At 29.9% G+C, this 23,916-nt stretch carries 25 protein-coding genes; 15 read left to right on the top strand and 10 right to left on the bottom strand.

Annotated elements, in window-relative coordinates; translation table 11 throughout:
• Nucleotides 1-181 precede the first annotated feature (181 nt).
• Nucleotides 182-694 (top strand): hypothetical protein, encoded by a 513-nt coding sequence (locus Q7I96_00635; protein MDO9626114.1) that lies wholly within the window; start codon nucleotides 182-184, stop codon nucleotides 692-694.
• A 76-nt stretch (nucleotides 695-770) separates the two neighbouring features.
• Here Q7I96_00635 and Q7I96_00630 read toward each other — a convergent pair whose 3' ends face one another.
• The 6 genes from Q7I96_00630 to Q7I96_00605 form a co-directional block, all read right to left on the bottom strand.
• On the bottom strand, nucleotides 771-1,160 hold the full coding sequence (locus Q7I96_00630; protein ID MDO9626113.1) for a DUF2283 domain-containing protein: 390 nt from the start codon (nucleotides 1,158-1,160) through the stop codon (nucleotides 771-773).
• A gap of 11 nt (nucleotides 1,161-1,171) precedes the next feature.
• Nucleotides 1,172-1,423 (bottom strand): hypothetical protein, encoded by a 252-nt coding sequence (locus Q7I96_00625; protein ID MDO9626112.1) that lies wholly within the window; start codon nucleotides 1,421-1,423, stop codon nucleotides 1,172-1,174.
• A gap of 373 nt (nucleotides 1,424-1,796) precedes the next feature.
• Nucleotides 1,797-2,045 carry a RhuM family protein gene (rhuM, locus tag Q7I96_00620; protein MDO9626111.1) on the bottom strand — a complete coding sequence of 83 codons (249 nt, stop codon included), beginning with the start codon at nucleotides 2,043-2,045 and terminating at the stop codon, nucleotides 1,797-1,799.
• A gap of 52 nt (nucleotides 2,046-2,097) precedes the next feature.
• Nucleotides 2,098-2,835 (bottom strand): RhuM family protein, encoded by a 738-nt coding sequence (gene rhuM / locus Q7I96_00615; GenBank protein ID MDO9626110.1) that lies wholly within the window; start codon nucleotides 2,833-2,835, stop codon nucleotides 2,098-2,100.
• A 360-nt stretch (nucleotides 2,836-3,195) separates the two neighbouring features.
• Nucleotides 3,196-3,708: a DUF1802 family protein gene (locus Q7I96_00610; GenBank protein MDO9626109.1), complete on the bottom strand. Its 513-nt coding sequence runs from the start codon at nucleotides 3,706-3,708 to the stop codon at nucleotides 3,196-3,198.
• Between the two features lie 5 nt (nucleotides 3,709-3,713).
• Nucleotides 3,714-4,127, bottom strand: coding sequence for a DUF365 domain-containing protein (locus Q7I96_00605; protein MDO9626108.1), 414 nt, complete (start codon nucleotides 4,125-4,127; stop codon nucleotides 3,714-3,716).
• Between the two features lie 264 nt (nucleotides 4,128-4,391).
• Here Q7I96_00605 and Q7I96_00600 point away from each other — a divergent pair, with 264 nt between their 5' ends.
• Genes Q7I96_00600 through Q7I96_00580 form a run of 5 tightly spaced genes read left to right on the top strand, consistent with a single transcriptional unit; the run spans nucleotide 4,392 to nucleotide 15,457 of the window.
• Nucleotides 4,392-7,643 carry a helicase-related protein gene (locus tag Q7I96_00600; protein MDO9626107.1) on the top strand — a complete coding sequence of 1,084 codons (3,252 nt, stop codon included), beginning with the start codon at nucleotides 4,392-4,394 and terminating at the stop codon, nucleotides 7,641-7,643.
• Nucleotides 7,644-7,648: 5 nt separating this feature from the next.
• Complete coding sequence (locus tag Q7I96_00595) at nucleotides 7,649-8,392, top strand: DUF4391 domain-containing protein (GenBank protein ID MDO9626106.1); 744 nt, start codon at nucleotides 7,649-7,651, stop codon at nucleotides 8,390-8,392.
• Nucleotides 8,393-10,591 (top strand): hypothetical protein, encoded by a 2,199-nt coding sequence (locus Q7I96_00590; GenBank protein ID MDO9626105.1) that lies wholly within the window; start codon nucleotides 8,393-8,395, stop codon nucleotides 10,589-10,591.
• The gene (locus Q7I96_00585; protein MDO9626104.1) at nucleotides 10,572-12,482 is read left to right on the top strand and encodes a site-specific DNA-methyltransferase; all 1,911 of its coding nucleotides are present in this window, start codon (nucleotides 10,572-10,574) and stop codon (nucleotides 12,480-12,482) included. The genes Q7I96_00590 and Q7I96_00585 overlap by 20 nt, the downstream gene beginning before the upstream one ends.
• A 14-nt stretch (nucleotides 12,483-12,496) precedes the next feature.
• A complete protein-coding gene (locus Q7I96_00580; protein ID MDO9626103.1) occupies nucleotides 12,497-15,457 on the top strand; it encodes a DEAD/DEAH box helicase family protein in 2,961 nt (986 codons plus the stop codon).
• 42 nt (nucleotides 15,458-15,499) lie between these two features.
• Here the strand turns inward: Q7I96_00580 and Q7I96_00575 are convergent, their stop codons facing one another.
• Nucleotides 15,500-15,712, bottom strand: a complete 213-nt coding sequence (locus Q7I96_00575) for a KTSC domain-containing protein (protein MDO9626102.1) — start codon at nucleotides 15,710-15,712, stop codon at nucleotides 15,500-15,502.
• Nucleotides 15,713-15,883: 171 nt separating this feature from the next.
• Between Q7I96_00575 and Q7I96_00570 the strand changes: the two genes are divergently transcribed.
• Nucleotides 15,884-16,051 (top strand): hypothetical protein, encoded by a 168-nt coding sequence (locus Q7I96_00570; GenBank protein ID MDO9626101.1) that lies wholly within the window; start codon nucleotides 15,884-15,886, stop codon nucleotides 16,049-16,051.
• A gap of 56 nt (nucleotides 16,052-16,107) precedes the next feature.
• On the opposite strand, the gene Q7I96_00565 is transcribed toward Q7I96_00570, so the two are convergent.
• Nucleotides 16,108-16,938, bottom strand: a complete 831-nt coding sequence (locus tag Q7I96_00565) for a nuclease-related domain-containing protein (protein MDO9626100.1) — start codon at nucleotides 16,936-16,938, stop codon at nucleotides 16,108-16,110.
• 219 nt (nucleotides 16,939-17,157) lie between these two features.
• Between Q7I96_00565 and Q7I96_00560 the strand changes: the two genes are divergently transcribed.
• From Q7I96_00560 to Q7I96_00545, 4 genes are all read left to right on the top strand, one after another.
• Nucleotides 17,158-17,412 carry a hypothetical protein gene (locus tag Q7I96_00560; GenBank protein ID MDO9626099.1) on the top strand — a complete coding sequence of 85 codons (255 nt, stop codon included), beginning with the start codon at nucleotides 17,158-17,160 and terminating at the stop codon, nucleotides 17,410-17,412.
• A 145-nt stretch (nucleotides 17,413-17,557) separates the two neighbouring features.
• Complete coding sequence (locus Q7I96_00555) at nucleotides 17,558-17,902, top strand: hypothetical protein (GenBank protein MDO9626098.1); 345 nt, start codon at nucleotides 17,558-17,560, stop codon at nucleotides 17,900-17,902.
• On the top strand, nucleotides 17,892-18,269 hold the full coding sequence (locus Q7I96_00550; protein MDO9626097.1) for a DUF2283 domain-containing protein: 378 nt from the start codon (nucleotides 17,892-17,894) through the stop codon (nucleotides 18,267-18,269). The genes Q7I96_00555 and Q7I96_00550 overlap by 11 nt, the downstream gene beginning before the upstream one ends.
• 491 nt (nucleotides 18,270-18,760) lie before the next feature.
• Nucleotides 18,761-19,762 carry a hypothetical protein gene (locus tag Q7I96_00545; GenBank protein ID MDO9626096.1) on the top strand — a complete coding sequence of 334 codons (1,002 nt, stop codon included), beginning with the start codon at nucleotides 18,761-18,763 and terminating at the stop codon, nucleotides 19,760-19,762.
• A 219-nt stretch (nucleotides 19,763-19,981) separates the two neighbouring features.
• Here Q7I96_00545 and Q7I96_00540 read toward each other — a convergent pair whose 3' ends face one another.
• Together Q7I96_00540 and Q7I96_00535 are read right to left on the bottom strand one after the other, a co-directional pair.
• Nucleotides 19,982-20,302, bottom strand: coding sequence for an HRDC domain-containing protein (locus Q7I96_00540; protein ID MDO9626095.1), 321 nt, complete (start codon nucleotides 20,300-20,302; stop codon nucleotides 19,982-19,984).
• Nucleotides 20,303-20,391: 89 nt separating this feature from the next.
• Entirely contained in the window at nucleotides 20,392-20,787 is a 396-nt protein-coding gene (locus Q7I96_00535; protein ID MDO9626094.1) for a hypothetical protein, read from the bottom strand.
• Nucleotides 20,788-20,990: 203 nt separating this feature from the next.
• On the opposite strand from Q7I96_00535, the gene Q7I96_00530 reads away from it, so the two are divergent.
• From Q7I96_00530 to Q7I96_00515, 4 genes are all read left to right on the top strand, one after another.
• Nucleotides 20,991-21,137 carry a hypothetical protein gene (locus Q7I96_00530; GenBank protein MDO9626093.1) on the top strand — a complete coding sequence of 49 codons (147 nt, stop codon included), beginning with the start codon at nucleotides 20,991-20,993 and terminating at the stop codon, nucleotides 21,135-21,137.
• A gap of 9 nt (nucleotides 21,138-21,146) precedes the next feature.
• Nucleotides 21,147-21,434 carry a type II toxin-antitoxin system RelE/ParE family toxin gene (locus Q7I96_00525; protein ID MDO9626092.1) on the top strand — a complete coding sequence of 96 codons (288 nt, stop codon included), beginning with the start codon at nucleotides 21,147-21,149 and terminating at the stop codon, nucleotides 21,432-21,434.
• Nucleotides 21,435-21,747: 313 nt separating this feature from the next.
• Complete coding sequence (locus tag Q7I96_00520) at nucleotides 21,748-22,488, top strand: Ig-like domain-containing protein (protein MDO9626091.1); 741 nt, start codon at nucleotides 21,748-21,750, stop codon at nucleotides 22,486-22,488.
• A 187-nt stretch (nucleotides 22,489-22,675) separates the two neighbouring features.
• On the top strand, nucleotides 22,676-23,881 hold the full coding sequence (locus Q7I96_00515; GenBank protein ID MDO9626090.1) for a cation:proton antiporter: 1,206 nt from the start codon (nucleotides 22,676-22,678) through the stop codon (nucleotides 23,879-23,881).
• The last annotated feature ends 35 nt before the right edge of the window (nucleotides 23,882-23,916 follow it).

The raw sequence follows: 23,916 nt of genomic DNA, 5'->3' as shown, positions 1-23,916 counted from the left end.
TCTATAATTCACTTCATAATAACTAATACTAAACTGTATGATTTATTATTTAATAATTTCTATATTATAAGTATTAATAAATTCTTAATATGTAAAAAAATTATACACTTGATTAAATAATAAGCTTTATAAGATTTAATATGTATAATAAATATACATAGATACATTATGAGGTTACCATATGCTTACTGAAATTTTTGGCAAATGCCCACAAGTAAAAACAATAAATTTTTTACTGGCCCATCCTTTTCACAAATACACCAAAAAAGAGATGGCCCAAGGTTCAGAAATATCCAGAATGACTTTAGATAAGTTCATAGAAGACTTTCTGGAGTTAAAAATACTAATAAAAGATGACGGATTATACTTTCTCAATTCTAAATCAATTTTGGTTAATTTAATGGATAAACTACAAGAAAATTTAGTGGGTTTGGAAACAGAAAAACAGATAGAAACATTCCATGAATCGTCCTCAAAGCTTTCGGATAAAGAATTAAAAGAATTCCTGAAAATTGATGAAAAAGATATTAAATTTGATGAGAATAAAGAATTAATCCTACTGGAGCGAAAAGAATTAAATAGATTACGAGATTTAGAACAGAAATATAATAATTATGCAGAAAAACAGATGGAACTGACCTCAGAATTATTAAAGGCCATTGATTCTTCTAAAAGGGAATTAACTCATGATTAATTATATTCTAAATTAAAATTAAAATTAATGTGAATTTAATTGATACCAATTATATATTTATAATTAAATAAAAAAATTAAATTGCTGCAGCAGCGAAATGAGTTTCTGTAGATGGTAAATTAATACTATTTTCCCCTTCAGCATTGAATTCTAGTGGAGTATTCTTATTTCTAATAATGACGTTAAATGCTGCTTTTATATGAATATAATCTTTACCAACTTCTATATTCATATTAATGTCTATTGGATTTTTTAAATGAATTTTATCGATATTGAACCTTTTAGAAGCATGAAGTATTTCTATAGCTACAGGTGTATTATTTTTATCGAAATCCAGGATTATATCCTTATCTAAACGTAAAGATCTTTTGTATTCATAGTCTTCTGTTATATACAAAAATATAGAATCACTTTGAAAGTCATAATCGTGATCCATGAAAAAAGACTTTTCGACCTGTTTAAGCATTAATTTCACCTTTAGTGACTATATGTAGTAATTATCCTTATAGATTTTTCGGATGAATTATGAGGCACTACAATAATAATTATTTCCTCTGATTTTCTATTTAGATGAGAGTATGTTAATTCAAATTCACCATATTCATTTTTATGGAATTTATTTGGAAATTTTTCTATTATACAATCTTTAATTTCATCATCAGTAAAATTTTGCCTACCTCTTATCCTTATACTGCCATGTGGGGTGATATAAATTCTATCCCGAGTCATATTCCTTAAGTAGTTTTTTTTAAACTCTTGGATTGAAACTTCAGGATTATTAATTATTATTACTCCTCCTAAAATATATCATAACTATTAAAATATATATTTTTCTATAAATGTTTTAGAACAGTATTTTACATAAGTAAATTGTTTATCTTTAATTTAGAGCTTTTTTTAAAAATAGAAATAAGTTATTTAGAAAATAAGTTGATATAGCTCTGAATTAAAGCCATTGATTCTTAAAAAGAATTAAATAACTTATGAATAATTAATTTTAGTTCATGTATTTGCGTATTTAAATTGCTTATGCTAGTTTATAAGCTGCTGATTTCATACTTTATACTGGAAATTAATAAATTAAAAGTTAATAATATCCTATTCAATTCAAGCACTTCTTAACTTCTTTATCAAAATCTGAAGTGTATTCTTTATCCTGTAATTTTCTGAACTCTTCAAATTCTTTATTTGCTATTTCCTTGGCCACTTCAGCAGTAATTTTACCAGAATCCGCTAATATTTCATATTCATTAAATTTCAAAAAAGCATCTAATTTTTCTATCCAGTCTTTCATGGACATTATTTTATGTCTTCTGGCCTGATTTTCAGCATAATCTAAATACATACTCACTATATTGTTTAATTCAGATATCTCTTCTTTATCTAAATAATTCTTAGCAATATTATACGTCTTTTTTTAAGATTTTACCTTCTGGTGAGTTTTTCCAGTTGGTAAGGCCCATATTCTTTTTATTATGATTGGCCTGGCCTATAATTAATTCTGCCGCTGTATGTTCAGTTATGGCCCAATGCAATTTATTTTGAACAGTTGCATAAAAAGTTCTAGTTAATTCTGAATCTTTATCATAATCATGACTACATTGGGAATAAATATCCGTAATTTTTTGATAAAATCTTCTTTCACTAGCCCTTATTTCTTTTATACGATCTAATAATTCATCAAAATAATCTTTGCCAAATCGGGTACTGTTTTTTAAGAGTTCGTCATCCAGGACAAAACCCTTAATGATGTATTCTTTTAAAGTTTGGGTGGTCCATATACGAAATTGGGTGGCCCATATACGAAATTGGGTGGCCTGTTTAGAGTTTACCCGATAGCCGACGGCGATTATGGCATCTAGATTGTAGAATTTCAGTTTTCGTTTAATGTTTCGATTACCTTCCTTTTGAACTTGTTCAAAAATGGAACAAGTTGAGGTTTCATCTAATTCATTATCTGAGAAAATATTGGATAAATGCCTGGTGATGGCCTGACTGTTAACATTAAATAATTCTGCCATTGTTTTTTGGGTTAGCCACATAGTTTCATCTTTTAAAAGTACTTCAACGGTAGCTGCACCTTCATTTCCTTTATAAAGAACTATGGTATTTGTTTGCATATTCGGCAGATTAGAACTCATGATAATTCATCTCTATTCTTATTAAATTTTTATAATAATATGTCACTTGATAATATTATATCCTTGAGGAAGAGCAAATGGAAAGTAAAAGTTCTTTTTAAACAAAATAGATTATTTCTGATAATTAATATTTGAAATAATTAAATATATTGATACTAATAACTATTATTATATACTTATTATATTAAAACTCGGGGGTTTTAAAATAGAAAATAAATCATTAGAAAAGAAAAGAGTAAGTTTTAGAATTGAAGAATCATTGCTTGAAAAATTTAAAGAACATAGCAAAGCTAAAGGATATAAAAGCCTTGGAAAGGCCATTGTTGGTTTGATTAAAAAAGAAATTGAGTAAAAAAATAATTATAGATTATTTTTTATTTTATTAAACTCATTATCCGATAAAATCGGTTTAATTCGTTCTAAAGATACTTCTTGATCAACATTAGCATAAAGCAGGCCTTTAGTCCTATCCACCATAACAGGTTTTTCTAATTCATAAACTCTTAAAACCCAGATATAGGCCTTACCAGAACCAATATATGATTTAACATGTTCATTGGTCCAGATGTGGAATTTATTAAGTGTTCCTATTCTGGAAGATGGTTTTTCAATTATTTTTTCCACGGTGGCAAAGTATTTGACTTCTTTTTTATCTCCATCTTCTTTAGGCAGGGCATTTTCCACTACGAATCCATATTGGTCCTTCTTAAAACTGTCTAAGAAATCATCTTTAGCTGCATAGCTGGTAGTAGGATATAAAAGAAACTTTTCCACAGAAGTATTGTATTTTCTAATTAGAATAGTTTGTTTCCCTTGGCCTAGGGCCTCTAAAGTGGCATTCCATTCATTTAGACATTTAGTTATTGTTTCCATCGGAATCATCCCTTATTTTTCACAATCATCTTGAATTCGTCTTCATAGATGTATTTACCACCAATGGCAATGAATCGTTTAGGAACCACTTTTTTATTGAACAATTGGAAGTTTTCAAATTCAATGATATTCATATCATTTCTTCCTTTAGAATATTCCTTAAATTCTTCAGTAGTTAACATTAATTGATTTTCATAATTTTTTAAAATATCAGATGGCTTCATTTTAACTACCTGGATTACATCGGCCCATCCAGTATATGCCTTGGCCCCATGGGATTCATAGATAATGAATTTATCTCCTTTAGAGACTCTTCCCAGATGTGATTTTCCTACAAAAACAGTTTTTCCCTTTTTATATATCCTTTCTGCATAATCTGTCGGTATGGGATGTGTAACCCCTTTTATTTCTTTTTCCATTTTTTCACCCTAATTTATTTTTATTCAAATTCCATTTCAGCTTTTTTTATTCCCATAAAATGGCTATAAATTCTTATTTTTCCCTTAAATTTTACTAATAATTCTACAAATCTTTGATTTATTTGAATTGTCAATTATTATGTTTATATGTACGATCAAAACGTAAAAATTATAAACATACTATGTTAATCTATTAATAATATCATAAACTTCATATAATAAATATTTTTTATTTATTATCATAAAATGGGACGGGGCTTTAAATTGAAACCACCAAAAATGTTGGATAACAAAAAAAATGGGGCGGTGCACGAAGAGTTACGTGAAAACCTTAAAAAAGATTCTAAACTTTCTGTAATCTCTGCTTATTTTACCATGTATGCCTATTTTGAGCTAAGGAAAGAACTAGGTAAAATTGACAATATGCGATTTATTTTTACTAAACCTAGTTTCTTAAAAAAGGATAATGAGCAAGTAAGGGAATATTTCATTGATAAAAATAATGAAACAGAAATATTTGGAAATGATTTTGAATTAAAACTGCGCAATGAAATGAAACAGGGCCATATCGCCAAAGAATGTGCAGAATGGCTAAAAAATAAAACAGAAATCAAATCATTTAAAAAAGCCAATACTGCTCAACCTAGAATGGTTTATGTTGAAAATGGTGAAGATCATACTTTAATTAGCGGTAGTGTTGATTTTACTACTGATGGATTAGGAATTACTCCTTCTGATCGTTCTGATTTTAATATGTGTACCTATGGGAAAGAGGCAACTCATTTTTATCTTCAAAACTTTAATGATTTATGGAATGATGAAGATGCATTAGAAGATGTTAAAGATAAGGTCCTAGATCAGATGCAGGTAATGTATAAAGAAAATCCTGCTGATTTTATTTATTATGTAACTATGTACAATATTTTCTACGAGTACCTTGATGAACTAACTGAAGAAAATATTGTTAAAACCCGTACTGGCTTTAAAGACACAGAAATATGGAATAAATTATATAAATTCCAAAAAGATGCAGTTATTGGGGCCATAGACAAAATTGAAAAACATAATGGGTGCATTGTGGCAGATAGTGTTGGTTTAGGAAAAACTTTCACTGCACTAGCCATTATCAAATATTATGAGCTTAGAAATGATAGAGTACTGGTTTTAGTACCTAAAAAGCTCAGGGAAAACTGGTCCATTTACACCCAAAATGATAAGAGAAATCTTTTCATTGATGATAGATTTAATTTTGATGTTTTAAATCACACTGATTTAAGCCGAGAAGGTGGGGTTTCCGGTGAAATCAACCTTAAAACAATTAACTGGTCTAATTATGATTTAATTGTTATTGATGAGTCTCATAACTTCCGTAATAATCCATCATTTAAAGATAGAGTCACTCGTTATGAGCGAATGATGGATGAGGTCATAAAAGCGGGGGTTAAAACAAAGATTTTAATGCTTTCTGCCACCCCAGTTAACAACCGTATGAATGATATTAAGAATCAAATAGCGTTTATAACCGAAAATAATGATCATGCTTTTGGTGATGTGGGATTAAAAAGTATTGAAAATATTCTCAGGAAAGCCCAGATGGTTTTTAATCAGTGGTCAGAGCTTCTTGATGAGGATAGAACAGGGGAAGCCTTTGTAGATATGATGGATTTGAATTATTTTAAGTTACTGGATACTATCACCATCGCCCGATCACGAAAACACATAGAAAAATACTATAATTTGGATGAAATTGGAAGATTCCCTATTCGCAGGCCTCCAATTAACCAATACTCGGATATTGATGTTTATGGAGTTTTCCCTCCCTTAAGTGAATTGAATCTTAATATTAAACGGCTTAATTTAGCTATTTATTCTCCTATACTTTATTTAATGCCTGATAAAAGAGAAGCTTACAGTGAGAAATATGATATGGCTGTTGGAGAGGGACACACTGTATTTAAACAAAGTGACCGTGAAAGGCAAGTTGTTAATTTAATGCGAATTAACATGTTAAAACGTATGGAAAGTTCTATCCATTCTTTTAAACTCACTATAAGTACTCTGCTGGAGAAAATTGATGATGTTTTATATAAAATAGATACTCATGATATAAACTATGATCCTCAAATTGACATCTCTCTTATAGATCCCGATGAAGAAGAATATGATGACATGATGTTTGGGAAAAAGAAGAAAGTTCTTTTTAAGGATATGGATATAATTAAATGGAAACAGGATTTATTAGCTGATAAAGATAAATTAGGACGTATTCTCCATGAAGCTGAACAAATTACACCGGATCGTGATTCAAAGCTCCAAGATCTAAAAGAAAAGATTGAATCAAAGATTAAAAATCCTATTAATCATAATAACAAAAAAATTTTAATATTCACTGCTTTTGCTGATACAGCCAACTATTTATATGAAAATTTACATGAATGGGCTTTTAAAAATCATCAAATTCATTCTGCACTGGTCACGGGTTCTGATGTTAATAAATGCACCTTAAAAGAAGTTAGATCTACCGATATAAATGATATTCTAACTAATTTTTCACCAATATCCAAAGAAAGATCTAAAATTAATGATACCATTAAAGAAGAAATTGATATTCTTATTGGAACAGACTGTATCTCTGAGGGTCAAAACCTGCAGGATTGTGACTATTTAATAAACTATGATATTCACTGGAATCCTGTACGTATTATCCAAAGATTTGGAAGGATAGATCGTATAGGATCAACTAATAATGAAATACAACTGGTTAATTTCTGGCCTAACCTGGAATTGGATGAATATATCAACCTAAAAGGACGGGTAGAGAGTAAAATGGTTATGGTGGATGTATCGGCCACCGGTGAGGAGAATATCATTGAAAATGGTGCCCGAAAGAAAATGAATGACCTGGAATATCGTAGAAAACAACTTAAACGTCTTCAAAACGAGGTTATTGATTTAGAGGATGTTTCTGGTGGAATTTCCATCACCGATTTGACCTTTAATGATTTCAAAATAGATCTCATGGAATACATGAAAGATAATCGGAAATTACTGGATGAAGCCCCCAGCGGTATTTATTCCATTGTTAGAATTGAAGGTGAACTTAGAAAAACGATTAAGCCTGGAGTCATCTTTGTTTTAAAACAAGTTAAGGGATATGAAGAAACTAAGGATCAAAATGCTTTATTCCCTCATTATATGGTGTATGTTGGTGAAGATGGATCTGCAGAGCTCAACTACAACCAGGTTAAGAAAATCATGGACTATTATAAAAAGCTATGTTCTGATAAAAAAGAGGTTTTCCCAGATTTAATTCAAGAGTTTAATAAAGAAACACAGGATGGCAGGGACATGGGTAAATATTCAGATCTCTTAGAATCGGCCATTGAAAATATATTGGGTAAAAAAGAAGAAGCAGGAGTGGCCAGCCTCTTTTCCAAGGGTGGAACAACTCCGGTTAAAAATAGTATATCTGGCCTGGAAGAATTTGAACTGGTTACCTTCTTGATTTTAAAGTGATATTTATGGCCCAAATAGAAGAATTCCTGGATATTCCAGCTAGCTGTGAAGTAGGTAATGTCATCTTCAAAAAATTATTTTATGATAACATGGAGCTTAAGAAAGCTGATCGGGATATTTTCATTAAATATGTGGATAAAATAAGATGGTGCTACTCCTTAAAAGAGAATAATATCAATATTAAAAAATTTAAAGATGAAAAACTGGAATATGATGAAATAGAGTTTATAAATGTTTATCTAAAAGCCCCGAATAAATTAAAAAGATTGGCTGATATTATAATGCGAACCATACCTTATCCTATGGTCCTTACTTTTGAATATGAAAATCAAATAAGATTATTCACTGGCCACCAACGGATTAACCTAGCAGATAGTACTAAAAACACCATTGATGAATATATTTTCACCGACTGGATAAATCTAGATAATTTAGATGAAGCAGATCAAAAGCTGTTCGAAGACCTTAAATTAAAGAATCTGAGTTTCACTAACTTTTATACCTTTTATAATGATATTATTGAGAATATAATCCAATATAATGTTTCTAAATTATCTGGTGGAAGTTCAGAACTTCCAATTGATGAGATGAAGGCCATTTATGATGAAGTTAATAGAATTGATTATGAAATTGAATTTATTAAAGGCCAGATGAAGAAAGAAACTCAGTTTAATCATAATGTAAAATTGAATATAAAAATTAGAAGATTGAAAGACAAAAGGGAAGAATTAAGGGGTAGGTTGAGTTAAATGGAGAAAATCAGTGTTAAGCTAAAGAATTGCTATGGAATAAATAAATTAGAACATGATTTTGATTTTTCTGAGAATAATGGTTGTGTGATATATGCTTCTAATGGAACCATGAAAACATCTTTCGCCAAGACTTTTATGGATATTTCTGAAGGAAGTGAACCTAAAGATAGAATTTATGGTCGAGAACCTGTTGTGTTTGATGTTGATAAAATTTCACCTGGAACAATTACTAAAATCGATTCTGAAGAGATTTTTGTAATAGAATCTTTTAAAGATAATTTTAATTTTGAAAAAATTTCTAGACTAGTTGTTAGAAAAGATCTGAAAGATAGATATGATGAAATTTATAACTTTATTGATATTGCTAAAAAAAAACTGGTTAATAAAATGGCCCGTTTATCGGGATTAACACAAAAAAATATTGAAGAAACATTCATGACTGATTTTCAGGATTTAGAATGTAATTTCTTTGATATCTTAGTTTTATTAGAATGTGAAATTGATGGTGATATTTCTATTCCTATCGACGATTTCAAATATAAAATCATATTTGATAAAAATCTCTTAAATTTTATAAAAGATCCCGAAATATTCGATTCAATTGAGAAATATGCTGAAAAATACTCAGATATTATTGATAAGTCTGAAATATTTGAAAAAAATGTTTTTACCCATAATGATGCTGCAAAAGTTGCTGATAATCTTGATAAAAGTAATTTCTTTAAAGCGGAACATCAAATTTCACTTAGAAATGGGGAATTAATCAAAAACAAAAATGAATTGGAAAGTTTGATTCAAAAACAAAAAGAAATTGTGCTTTCTGATGAAACATTAAGAAAGCTTTTTGAAAAAATTGATTCTGCTTTAGATAAAAATGGTGATCTTAGAGAATTTAAAAAAATTTTAAGCAACTATCCTACAATTATTATTCCTAAATTGCATAATATTGATGAATTTAAGAAAAAAGTATGGATATCTATTTTGAACAAGGAAATTGATCTTTATAATGATTTAATTAGTATATATAAATCCGGAAAAGATGAAATTGAAGATATCATAGAAGAAGCCAAATCTGAAGAATCTGCATGGAAAGATGTGGTTGATTTATTTAATAAACGATTTTTTGTGCCATTTGAAATAAAAGTTGTTAATCAGGCCGATGTAATATTAAAAAATGAAGTACCAACTTTAGAATTTACATATTATGATGAAACTGAACGAAAAAAGATGGATAAAGCTGAATTAATGGGAATTTTGAGTAACGGCGAAAAGAGAGCATTATATCTTTTAAATATTATTTATGAACTTGAAGCTCGAAAATTAGATGGAGATCCTGTTTTAATTATAGCTGATGATATAGCAGATTCATTTGATTATCAAAATAAGTACGCAATAGTGGAGTATCTTAGTGATGTTCTAAAAGAAGATTTTTTTAAATTAATTATATTAACACATAATTTTGATTTTTATAGGACTGTTGGTTCTAGATTGGATATCCACAGAAAAAACTGTTTTATGGTACTTAAAAATCATGAAGAAATTAAAATTGTCGATGGACAATATCTCAATAGTGCTTTTGGTTTTTGGAAAAGACAATTAGATGGGAAAGATGCAAATGATTGTAAAAGGATAATAATTGCATCAATTCCATTTGTTAGAAATCTCATTGAGTATATTGATGGTAAAGGAGAACCAGATTATTTTTTATTAACTGATTTATTACATCTCAAAGAGATAAGTGGAAATATTCAATTATCTGACCTTCAAAGAGTTTATTCTGAGGTTTGGAATACAAATTTTAATATAGCTGCTGATAATAGTGTTTTTGATTTTATTTTTGACGAAGCTGATGTTATCAAAGATGAAGAGACTTCTGGAATAAATTTAGAAAACAAAATAGCACTTTCTATAGCTATACGACTCATTGCAGAAGATTATATGATTTATAAAATCACCGATAAAACAGCAATAGCTGAAATTAGATCAAATCAAACTAGAAGATTATTTAACTTGTTTAAAGAGGAATATGGAGATCATTCTACAGTTCCTATCTTAGAAAAAGTGAATTTAATGACACCTGAAAATATACACTTAAATTCTTTCATGTATGAGCCCATTTTAGATATGGATGATAAAAATTTAAAAGATCTTTATCAAGATGTTAAGGAGATTAATGATGCAAGAGACTCAACTTAATGGGGAAAGTTTAGATATCGTTTCAGAAAACGTATCAAAGCTAAAAGAACTATTTCCAGAAATTTTAACCGAAGATAAAATCGATTTTGACAAGTTAAAAGAAGTTTTAGGAAAATACACTGAAGATGACAGTGAAAGGTATAATTTCACTTGGAAGGGTAAGTCTGCTGCTTTGCGTCTTGCTCAGACTCCGTCTACTGGTACTTTAAGGCCTTGTAAAGAGGAGAGTAAGAATTGGGATACGACTGAGAATCTTTATATTGAAGGGGATAACCTTGAAGTGCTTAAATTACTTCAGAAGAGTTATTATGGTAAAATAAAGATGATCTATATAGATCCTCCTTATAACACGGGCAAAGATTTTATTTATCCAGATAATTACAGGGATAATCTTTATAATTATCTTGAAATGACTGGGCAAATTGATGAAGACAGTAAAAAAATTTCTACTAGCACAGATGTTAGTGGAAGATATCATACTAAATGGCTTAATATGATGTATCCTCGTTTACGTCTTGCAAGAAATTTACTGACTGAAAATGGAGTAATACTCATAAGTATTGATGATAATGAGGTTGACAATCTTAAAAAGATGTGTAATGATATTTTTGGTGAAGAAAATTTTATTTCTCAATTAGTTTGGAGAAGTAAATCGGGTGGTGCTAATGATAGTAAATTAGTTGCTGTAGATCATGAATATATCCTTATATTTGCTAAAAATGTTGAAATAACTGAAATGGGAACTTTGCCGTATACTGAAGAGTTACTTAAATTATATAGTTCTAAAGATGAATTTTATGAAGAAAGAGGTCCTTATAGACCTATGTTACTTATGCAAAAAGGATTAAGTTTTTCAAAAAGTTTAACTTATCCAATAGAAGCTCCTGATGGAACAATTTTAAGACCAGATGCTGGAGGCGCGATTTGGAGATGGAGTTCAAAAGTTTTAGAAGAAAGAATGAAAAAAGGGTTTACTGAATTTAAAAATACTTCGGATGGATGGAAAATTTATACTAAACAATATTTAAAAATAGATTATGAAGGAAACCCTATTGAAAGAGGTAAATTATTAAGGTCAGTTATAACTGATTATGATGGAAGAGAAGGCACACGTATCCTACAAAAACTATTTGAAAATAAAATATTCACTAATCCTAAGTCTTTAAAACTTCTATCTTTATTTTGTAGTTTATGTTCGCATGATGATGATATTATTCTAGACTTCTTTTCAGGTTCTGCTACAACTGCTCATGCAGTAATGAATTTGAATTCAGAAGACAATGGTCACCGTAAATTTGTCATGGTTCAACTTCCTGAAAAAACTAATGAAAAGGAGGAGGCTTACAAATCAGGATATAAAAACATTTGTGAAATTGGTAAAGAACGTATCCGTCGAGCAGGAGATAAAATACTTTCTGAAATGAATCAGAACGGCCAAATTTCTCTTGATAACAAAAAAAATATTAATTTAGACATTGGTTTCAAAGTTTTCAAACTTAATTCGTCTAATTTGGCCAAATGGGATCCAGAATACGATAATCTTGAACAAACTCTATTAGATAGTGTAGAAAACCTTGTTACAGGCCGAAATCAACTAGATTTAATCTACGAAATTATGCTAAAATATGGAATTGATTTAACTCTCCCTATTGAAGAATATCAAATTAAAGATAAAACTATTTATTCCATAGGATTTGGGGCCTTAATGGTCTGCCTAGAAGATAATATAGCCACAGAACTATCCACAGAAATAATTAAACTAAAAGATGATCTCTCACCAGAGATAATGAGAGTTGTTTTCAAAGATAATGGGTTTGCCAGTGATAGTGATAAGACTAACATCAAAGAGACTCTAAAAACACATGGAATTGAAGATTTTGTGACCATCTGATGGAGGATTAAAGAATGAAACTTAAATTTAATCCTAATTTAAAATATCAGGATGAAGCTATCTCATCAGCGGTTAATTTATTCCAGGGACAACGATCCATGAAATCAAACTTCACGGTTCCTGGTGCTCAAGTGGGCCTGTACGATGCGGGCCATGGAATTGGAAATAGACTTGAGCTTAGTGAGGATGATATTCTTGAAAACCTTAAAAATGTCCAGTTAACAAATTTTTTACCTCCTAGTGATATTCTAAGCCATAATAATCTTAACTTTGATATTGAAATGGAAACCGGAACTGGTAAAACCTACGTTTATTTAAAATCAGTATTCGAACTTAATAAAAAGTACGGCTTTACTAAGTTCATTATTGTTGTTCCCAGCATAGCCATTAAAGAAGGTGTTTTTAAAGCTTTACAAATGACCAGAGATCATTTCAAAGGATTGTATGATAATGTAATCTATGATTATTTTATTTATGATAGTCAAAAGCTAGAACAGGTTAGAAATTTCGCTGTTAATAGTAACATCCAAATAATGATTATCAATATCGATGCTTTTCGTAAAAGCTTTACAGATCCAAAAAAGGAAAATAAAGCCAATATTATTCACCGAGAAAATGATAAATTAAGCGGTTTGAGGCCTATTGAATTGATACAGGAGACCAATCCTATTGTTATTATTGATGAACCTCAATCTGCTACTAGTACTACCAAAGCAAAGGAAGCTATTGCTTCTCTAAATCCTCTTTGCACTTTACAATATTCAGCTACCCACAAAGAAATTCACAACTTAATTTATAAATTGGATGCTATTGATGCTTATGACAAAGGACTGGTTAAACAAATTGAAGTGGCATCATTTGAATCATTAGATTACCATAATAAGGCCTATTTAAAATTAATCTCTGTGGATAATAAAAAATCACCTATAACTGCTAAAATTGAGCTAGATGCCCATAATAATGGTAAAATTAAGCGGAAAATAGTAACTGTTCGGCAAGGTGATGATTTATCCTCTAAGAAACTGGGAAACAGAGAGATATATGAAGGTTATGTAGTCAGTGAAATTTACTGCGAAGAAGGCAATGAATATGTTGATTTTACCAACAAGCCAGAAGAAATTATCATTGGTAAACCTGTGGGTGATATTGATGATATTAGGATTAAACGTGAGCAAATCAAAAAAACTATAGAAGAACACTTAAATAAAGAGTTAAAACTTAATCCACAAGGAATTAAAGTTTTAAGCTTGTTTTTCATTGATAAAGTGGCTAATTACAGGTATTATGATGAAGAAGGTAATCCTCAAAAGGGGACTTATGCTGAAATATTTGAAGAGGAATATAAAAAATTAATTAGAAAACAGAAATATAACACCCTCCTTAACGAAATCGACGTAGAAACTGCTGCTGAATATATTCATAATGGATATTTTGCCCAGGATAAAAAAGGAGTCCTTAAAGACACTCGTGGAAACACCTTAGCTGATGATGATACCTATAGTTTAATAATGAAAGATAAAGAGAGACTTTTAAGCTTTAGTAGTAAACTTAGATTCATATTTTCACATTCTGCACTTCGAGAAGGTTGGGATAATCCCAATGTATTCCAGATATGTACATTAAACGAAACAAAATCAACCATAAAAAAACGTCAGGAAATTGGAAGAGGTCTTCGTCTATGTGTAAATCAAGAAGGAGAACGAATCAAAGGTTTCCAGACCAATACTCTTACAGTTATGGCCAATGAAAGCTATGAGGATTTTGCTAAAACTCTGCAAAAAGAAATTGAAGAGGATGAAGGAATTAAATTTGGTGTTATTCAGAAGCATAGTTTTGCTAGTATTAGCTTTAAAAATGATAAAGGAGATCTGGAACACCTGGGAAGTCAGTCTTCTGAGGAAATATTTAATTTCTTTAAAGATAAAGGTTATATCGATACTAAAGGAAAGGTTCAGGACAATTTAAAAATAGCTATAAAACAGAATGAAGTAGAAGTTCCAGAAAAACATGCAGAATTTAAAGATCAGATCACTTATACTGCAGAGAAACTCACCAAAACATTGGATATTAAAAACCTTGATGATAAACGGGAAGTTAAACTAAATAAAGAGGTTTATCTTAGTGATGATTTCAAGCAATTCTGGAATAAAATAAAATACAAAACCACTTATGCAGTAGATTTTAGCAGTGAAGAACTTATCAAAGAATGTTCTAAATCTATGGAGGAATATTTGGATGTTAAATCTCCAAAACTTCTTTACACTAAAGTTGATGTAAGTATTAAAAGTAAAGGTGTTGAAACTATTGAAAAACAACGTAGTGTTGTTTATTCAGATAGTGAAGAGATCATTTTACCAGATATTATCACATTTTTACAGAATGAAACTTATCTTACACGGCGTACTATTGTGGATATTCTGATTAAAAGTGAAACATTATGGCAATTCAAGAAAAATCCTCAACAATACATGGATGAAACATTAAAAATTATTTCATCTAAAATGAATCATATGATTGTTGATGGAATCAAATACACTCGTTTAGGAGATAATGAGTATTATGCTCAGGAACTATTTGAAAATAATGAATTATTTGGTTATTTATCAAAAAATATGCTGGAAAGTAAACGTTCTGTTTATGATCATGTGATATATGATTCTGATAATGAAAAAGGTTTTGCAGAAAGATTTGAAGATGATGAAAATGTGATTTTATATGCAAAACTTCCAGGATGGTTTAAAATACCCACCCCAATAGGATCATATAATCCAGATTGGGCAGTTTTAGTAAATAATAATAATGAACAGAAATTGTATTTTGTATTGGAAACTAAAGGAAATATTCAGTATGAATCACTTAGACAAACCGAAGCTGATAAAATAAAATGTGGTAAGAAGCATTTTGAAGCATTAGGTAATAATGTGGAGTTTAAGGCGGTAGATGATTATGATAAGTTCATAAGAAATGTCTTTTAAAAACAGACATGATAACATTCTTAATTAAAAAGGATAATTGAATTATCCAATCTTTTTATATTCATATACATTTCTTATATTTTGATGGAAATATGTTCCATGTGACGATGCAGACATTAATCCAGTGTATATGGCCTGAGGAACTTTATAATATTCGTAAAGTCCACTGTTTAAAAATTTTATTTCCAGAATTTTTGTTTTTGCATCATATCCTACAGATTCTAAATTGCTTGAGCTTACTGGTTTGTGAATCATTTTCATATCACCAATATCAATTAGTAATATTTTATTAATAAATGTTTTTATTTTTTTAATATCAATATTTTAAACTTTTTTCCGTTCAAAATATTAGCAGAAACCAGTTTATTTAAAAAATTTATTTTTTTATCTGAAATATTATAATTATAATTATAATTGTCCGTTATTTTGCCGAAATGTCCGATATATGTCGATGTTATTCCCACAGCAACAGTAAACGCAGTAACTACAACAGAAAAATCAGTGGGAATGCAGAAAACAGGATTACCAATAGCAGGATTAATACTAGCTATGTTTGCGGTTTGTGGTGGGTTTTTAGTGCCAAAAAGGAAATAAACTTTTTTCCTTTTTTTATTTTTCAGGATTATTTTCGTCTCATGAATCTGTAAGGATTACTCAAAAGAAGAATATTCAGCACAATACTTCCTCAATATAAATGCACATTTTTTTATTTTATCATAATCCATATTTCCGTGTTGTTTTAATATAAAACCCTGCAATGTATCATAATAAGTGAAACTATAGTTCTGAGGATTCATTTTTATATCCACATTTTTATTTATAAAGGTCACCACGGGCCTCACACGAACACCAGTTATACCCTGGGCAGATATATATTTTGATAGTCCTGTTGCATTATATCTGGACTGTCTGCCAGGGTTGGTGTGTAATGGTCTTAAATGTCCTTTTTTTATAATTTGTAGGTCATCACCATTGAGCTGGAATCTACCCAGATAATTCTTGGTCTCTATTGCAAAAACGCCAGTAGGCCCCACAACTATATGGTCAAGATTGCCTTTGGTATGGGGTAGGGTTACATCATTAAAAACAAAAAATCCTCTGGGGAGAGTGTTTAGATATCTGGCTACTTTTCTTTCACCCCTCACACCTTTCTTCCAGATTTTTCTCTTTTCAGAGGCTTTTCTGAATAATAATATACCTGCAGCAAATATTCCCGCTGCAATATATACTCTGGTTATAAATATTGCTAATATTCCAATTAAAGCAATTATGGCTCCGAATAACATGGCTACGCCAAAATATGATGTCTGGCGCTCAGCATAGTATCGGCGATTTTTTATAAGCTTCCTTTTAGATTTATAGGATCTCTTTGCACGGGGGGCTCCTTTAAGGTTCCCACCACATTTTGAACATCTTTTGATATTAAGCACAGGCCGGACCTGGTACTGAGCCCCGCATTCTTCACAAGCTACATCTTTCATTTTACTTAAAATCCCCAATAATATTTTTAAAAATTAATATTTCCTATTACTTTGAATATTGACTCAAAGCAGGTTATTTGGATTCAATTTTGATATAATGTATTTAATCTTCCCATATCCATTATAAGTCTACCATTCAAGTATAATAGGATTTGGATAGAGCGTATGAAAAGTAAAAATAATCTAAATCATTATTATAAAAAAAAATATAATGAATATTTGATTAAAAACATTGACATCCTGAAAGCATCACACCATGGAAGAGAAACCGGGTTTATGAACCTGCCGTCAGGTAAATCCTATCTACATCATCATTTATTAACCAAATTCCAATTAACTCCACCACAATTGCACCGAACGGCCTCTGCGGTTGTCCCGTTTTTACTTAGATGTATAATGGATTATTATATTATAATATTTACTATTATCTTCAATAGTTACTATTATAATGTAATTTTAGAAATAGAAAAATAGAATTTTGTAAATTATTTAATTAAATTCTAAACTTTCATCTACAAATAAACTGGAAAATCAACTAATTTTACATATTATTAATTTTTAATAAGTTCTATAGTAATATTTATTATATAGTATGTAATAATATTATTTATGGTAGGTGGTGGGTTTAATTCTTGATTTTAATATTGAACAAGTTCTGAAAATATTAAGGGACCTTAAAACGGGAAATATTGGTGAAAATACCATTAGATCATCCAGACATGTTTTAGATAACTGGTTTTCCAGAGGGACGGATCAAAACTTGGTTTATAGTTCTTTAATTGATAAAACTCCAGTAGGTATATCTAAAACGGGATTAAACACTTTTAAATTAGTTTATGATGAATCTAACAGAAAAAGTCAAGATTTATATGTTATCATAGCCATAGAAGAAAATAGAGAAATAAAAATATTGACTATTTATCGCTTTAGTAAAGAAAGGAGGGAAAGGCACTATGAACCATGAAACTGATTTTCAATTGGAATCATTATATGATTATTCATTTGATGTTTTAGGCATAAGAATTAATGATGATTATGAATACAAAACATCGGTAGAACTCTCTAATGACGTTATACTCGATTTTGATAAAAATAATGTTCCAGTGGCCTTGGAAATTTTAAATGCATCTCGCTTTCTTAAAATTTCTAAGTCCAAGTTGGGCCATATAAACATGATAAAAATGAAAGTTCATGTTGATGATAAATCCATATGTCTTAAGGTCTCTATAGGTGTTAATTTACATAAACAAGAACAAATTCATTCTATTGATACTTTTACTTCTAATGATATGGGTATTCCAAGTATTGAGAGAGAAATGGTTACTGTATAAAATTTTAATTTTTCAATTAAATTCATTTGTCCGATAAGTGTCCGTTATCTGTCCGAAATGTCCGATATATCAATCATTAAATATAACATATTTCCTTCCTTTTTTATCCCCAATGGGCTTTATAATATCTTTATCTACGGATAAATAACGTTGTAAAATCCTATGAAATCAGGGGCAATATAAAATGATTCAAAATAAGTAGATTAAAATAATAATATGAATAAAATACTAACGAGTTTCACGTCTTTCACGTAAACTTTCTCGTATTTTTTCTTTGCTGAAGCTACCATGTAATAGTTTTATACTTTTCACAGGTTTTTCTAGGGGCTTAGCTCCTTTTTTGGTAATCATCATAGTATTTCACCTATATACTTGATTGTATAATAATTTTTACTTAAAAACTTATCTATTTTTCGCATTTAGTATTCATTTAAATCAATATAATTACTATTTATTATAATCGTATTAATATTTAATATTGGTGATTAATTTTGAAAAATCCTGAAATTGAACAAAGCTGGTGGCATATCGAAGATCAACTAAAACCATCAAAGTGCCGTATTTTCAGGCAAGTAATGGATTTATATGTTGAAAACAATTATTTTGAAATAGATTTACCGGCTAGTGATGGGAACATTTCAGGATTACAAATAATAAGTAGGAATAAACCAATGGAGATTCCTTTCATAGTAAAGGATCATAAATTATATGTAAATCTTGGTGAAATCGAACAATGGCCTCCTGAAATGGATATTAATTCTGATAATGTCGAAAATTTAAAAAGACACGTAAAAATCGAGATTAAATATATGGAAGAATATCCTAATCCTCAAATGGGAATAGAACTAAATGAAGATTTAAATAAATCTTATAATGGATATTTATCTATAAAATTACCAATTCGCCCTGAATTTAGAATAACTATACCTCATGGATTAGAAATTGAAAATGATGGTAAAAAATTAGAATTAACTCTTTTTGTATATGGTGGTGAGTATAATTCTGAAAATTGTCTCAATGAAGATTATTATGACGAAATTAGTCTCAAAATCGAAGCTCCCATTATAAATAGGATTGATGGAAAGAAGGCGTATACTTATTTAATTAGTCCAGATTCTCAGAATATAATATTAGATGTCCCAAATGAATGTGAGATGTTACTCCAAGCCACTTATCATGTTCGCAATGAACCTAATTTTTGGGGAATTCCTGTATTTGCAGGGATATTAATCGTTTTCACGGTTGTAGAAGTTTTAAGGGTATTAACTAATGTTTCTGATATTGGAACTCCTGAACTAAGCATGTTAATTTCATTATTTTCTTTCACGGCTTTTGTATTGACATTAAACAAAGAAAATTACGAAATACCCTGCAGTAGGTTTGTGATTGCATCAATTATATTTACTATTATGGGGATGTTTATTATTTTGATGAAATATCTAATTTTTTTAGATTTTAATACAATAATTAATCAGATTATTCAGTTTATGTAATTAAGAAAATGATTTAAATCAGATATTCAAGTAGTTAGTAAAAGGCCATGAACCATCATAGCATAGAAGAAAATAGAGAAAATAAAAATATTGACTACCTAGAAACACCAGGAACAATTTCTTCAGACATGGTTATTGATTCATGCTTTTTAGTCATTTATTAGAATTTTAGAAATTGAACCACATTTAGTTCAATTATCATATTGAACCATATATAGTTCATTTTATAGGATTTTTTAAAAAATTTGAATCTTCACTAATTTCACCACAATAATCTTTTATAACCTTCTGAAAAGCAAGGCCATAATTTTCAAGGAATTTTAAACCCACTCCTCTAATTTTCATCATGGATTTATCATTTTTAGGCATTTTCATGGCCATTTCTTGTAGTGTTGCATTATTGCAAATAATATATGGGGCAAAATTTTTTTCAGAGGCTAATTCATTTCTTAATTTTCTAAGTTTTTCATATAATTCTTCATCATAGACAAATGACTCTTTTTCATTTTTACTAAGTTTATTAGGTGATAATAATTCCAAACTCTTTTCATTTAATGCTAATAATTCTTTTCCAGAGTTACATTTAATTTGAAGATAATTATGTGATATGAGTTCATTAATAAAATTTTTTAGCCATTCTTCACTACAATGGGATAATGCGGCATAAGTTGATAGTTCATCAGGGCCAAAGTAAGTATTTTCTTTGATTTTTCACCTTTTAGAACTTCAAAGGTTTCAGATTTATCTAAAAGTAATGTTGATTCATTTATACCAAAAATAATAATCTTGCTTATTGCTAATTCATATTCTTTTATTAATTTATGGAATTCAGCTTTTTTTGATGTTAATATATTATTTGAAGACTCTAATTGCTCGAGTTCTGAATCAAGGACTAAATGTTTATTTTTTCTTCTTCTGGACTTAATTTCTATTTGGGATTTAGAAGACTCTTTTAATTTTTTATTATAATTATTTACTGCAGAATTAAGGCCCATTGTTTTGTTTAGATCTTTTTCAGAAGACATTTTATATCACTAAAAATAATATTATTAATACCAAATATATAATTATTATGATTATATAAAAAAAGAATTAATTAAAGACATTTGAATTTCCTAAAATTAATATTATACAATAGAAAAGTATTAATATTATTCTTTTAATAATCACATTAATAATTAAATTTTTATAAAATGCTTTTTAAATAAAATATAGATGGAGAATTATAATGAGTATAGTTAAAATGTCAAAAAAGAACACTGCTTCCATTAAAAAGCCTATAAAAGTGGCTGAAGAAAAAGAAGAGATTCGTTCAGATTTTGCTGAAAAAATTAAAAGAAGGTCTAAGCAGAAGCCAGTTGATTTTAAAATTTAATTTGGTTATATGTATGGTATTAAAATCAACCCAAAGCTCCTGGAAGAGCTGGAAAACCTTCGAGAAACGGATTCTAAAAGCTATCAAAACATTGTAAAAAAAGTTCAAAGTATAGCTAATATTTTAGAATTAAACCCTAATCATTGTAAAAATCTCCGAAAACCTTTACAGGACTATAAAAGAGTCCATATTAACAAATCTTTTGTTTTAGTTTTTAAAGTTGATATTAAAAATAAAGCAATGATATTAATGGCATATGATCACCATAGTAAAGTTTACTCCCGAAATGATCTATAACTCCTGGCTTTTTTTATATTTAATGGCAGATGGTAGTATTTATTATATTAATATGGCTAATATGGTAGAACTACCATAATGTTATGGTGATACTACCATAATAAATTCAATAAGTTTCAAATATTTTTTGAAAATAGATTTGAAAGAGTATTATGAATGTTTTTAATTATTTAAACGTTATTTGTTTCTTAAACAATTATTAATTATATATAAATTGCATTATTAATTTCCTATTTATTTAACATTAAATTAATCATAAGTTTATTTATATTTAGACTTCTAAATTATAAATTACTGTATGAGGTAACAAATTATGAAAAAAGAATTTCTAATAGTTGGTCTTGTTTTATGTTGTGTTTTTGCCAGTATGACGGCCATTTCAGCCAGTTATTTACCCTCAGGATATTATAATAATGTTAACATTGGTAACTATCAACCAATAGGTGTTGGTCCTTTCAATACGGTAGGGTTTACCATAACCAGCCCATCATCATCAAGCTTAAAAACAGAATGGCATAGTGAACTAGTTTATATCAGTTATAATGTTCAAATAGACATAGCATATTATACAACTACTGGAACCCTAAAATTTGTTGCAGATGATTTTGATGTACCGATAATGGGGGATTATAGTGGACATACATTGGAAACACCGGATATTGACACCTCGAGAAATATCTATGTAAGTGTAACTTCACGGAAAATTAGTTTTGGTGGCACAACATACAATGACATAATTCCACCTAAAATAATTGCAACTAAACCCCTCAATAACTCCAACCATTTATCTCTAACCTCACCTATAAAGATCAAATTCAGTGAAAAAATCAGCAAAGGAACAAAATTCTCAAAAATCTACATTAAAAACCTAAACACCAATAAAATCGCAAAATCAACAGTAACCAGCATATCTGGAAACACCATAACCCTCAAAATGACCAAAAGCAGACTAAGTCTTAACACCTATCAGGTTTACATACCAACTGGAGCAGTCAAAGATGCTGCAGGAAATAAAAACACAGGATACGTGCTAAAATTCAAAACAAAAAAATAATAATTCTTTCTTTTTTTAGATACAATTTTTAAATTCAATAACCATTAAATTGGAGAAGTAAACTGTTTGATATAGTCTGAATAATGTATAACCTTTTGGAAATATTAATTGCAGTGATATATCAAGCCATGTGTATAATAAAAACCTATTTCACCCACCATACCCAATACTATAAATGGCGATAAACATGGTGGAACTATTATTCTTTCTCATAATGCTATTCATAGTGGCCCTCATATCTCGTAAAATTGACCATCTCCCGGTATCGGCCCAGATGATTTTCATCTTTGCAGGTATGGCAGCCGGCTATTTTTTAACGGGTTTTGTGGATGTGCGGGAACCTCCCATATCCACCATCGTGCTCATAATTGCCGAAGTGGCCCTGGTACTGGTATTATTCACCGATGCCTCCCAGGTAAAACTAGGGGCCCTTAAATCTAATCTATTAACCCTAAGACTATTATCTGTAGGCCTAATATCCACCATAATTCTGGGAATTCTGGCTGCAGCCACCATATTCACTGATTTGACTTTCTGGGAAGCAGCCATTATTGGAATAGTTTTGGCCCCAACTGATGCTGCCCTGGGCCAAATTGTAGTTAAAAATAAGAAAATTCCAGAGAGAATCCGTAAAGCACTGGAAGTGGAAAGCGGATTAAATGATGGTCTATGTGTGCCTTTTTTACTGGTATTTATTGCCATAGGCCTGGCTGAAGAGACATTTTCACCCATGGGATATTTTATAGATGTGGCCCTGGCCCAGATAGGATTAGGGGCCCTAGTAGGTCTGGGTGTGGGAATCATTGGTGCCGGTGTGGTTATAAAATCCCGTGATAATGGATTGATCACACCTGAGTATCAGAGAATCGCTTTTCTGGTTCTGGCTGTAATTTCTTTCCTTTTAGCTGATGAAATTGGGGGCAGTGGATTTATAGCGGCCTTTGTAGGTGGTCTGGCTACCGGATACATCACTCGGGATGCAGGTAAAGTTCTCATTGATTTTGCTGAGGCAGAAGGCCAGTTTCTCAATCTCACGGTTTTCTTCCTTTTAGGAATAATCATAGCCGGATTGCTACCATTTATAACCTGGCAAATAGTTCTCTATGCTATTTTAAGTTTGACTATTATTCGCATGCTGCCGGTGGCTCTATCATTAATTGGGGCCAAAGTGGACATTGATTCCACCTTATTCATGGGATGGTTTGGTCCTCGAGGCCTGGCCTCAGTGGTACTGGCTCTGATTGCTTTGGAAGAGCTGGGATCTTTCTCCGGTGAGGAAACCTTTATTTTAGCGGTGTTTACCACAGTGTTCTTTAGTGTGGTGGCCCATGGGGTGACTGCTCTTCCTTTATCCAGAAGATATGTTAGAAAATTAAAAAAAAATAATTATTAATAAATAATAATATGCGTTTTTGAAATATTTTAAAA

Source organism: Methanobacteriaceae archaeon (assembly GCA_030656015.1).
In the GTDB taxonomy this organism is placed as follows: Archaea; Methanobacteriota; Methanobacteria; order Methanobacteriales; family Methanobacteriaceae; genus UBA349.
The sequence above is the reverse complement of the archived record's forward strand: the minus strand, read 5'-3'. Positions and strand labels throughout refer to the sequence as shown.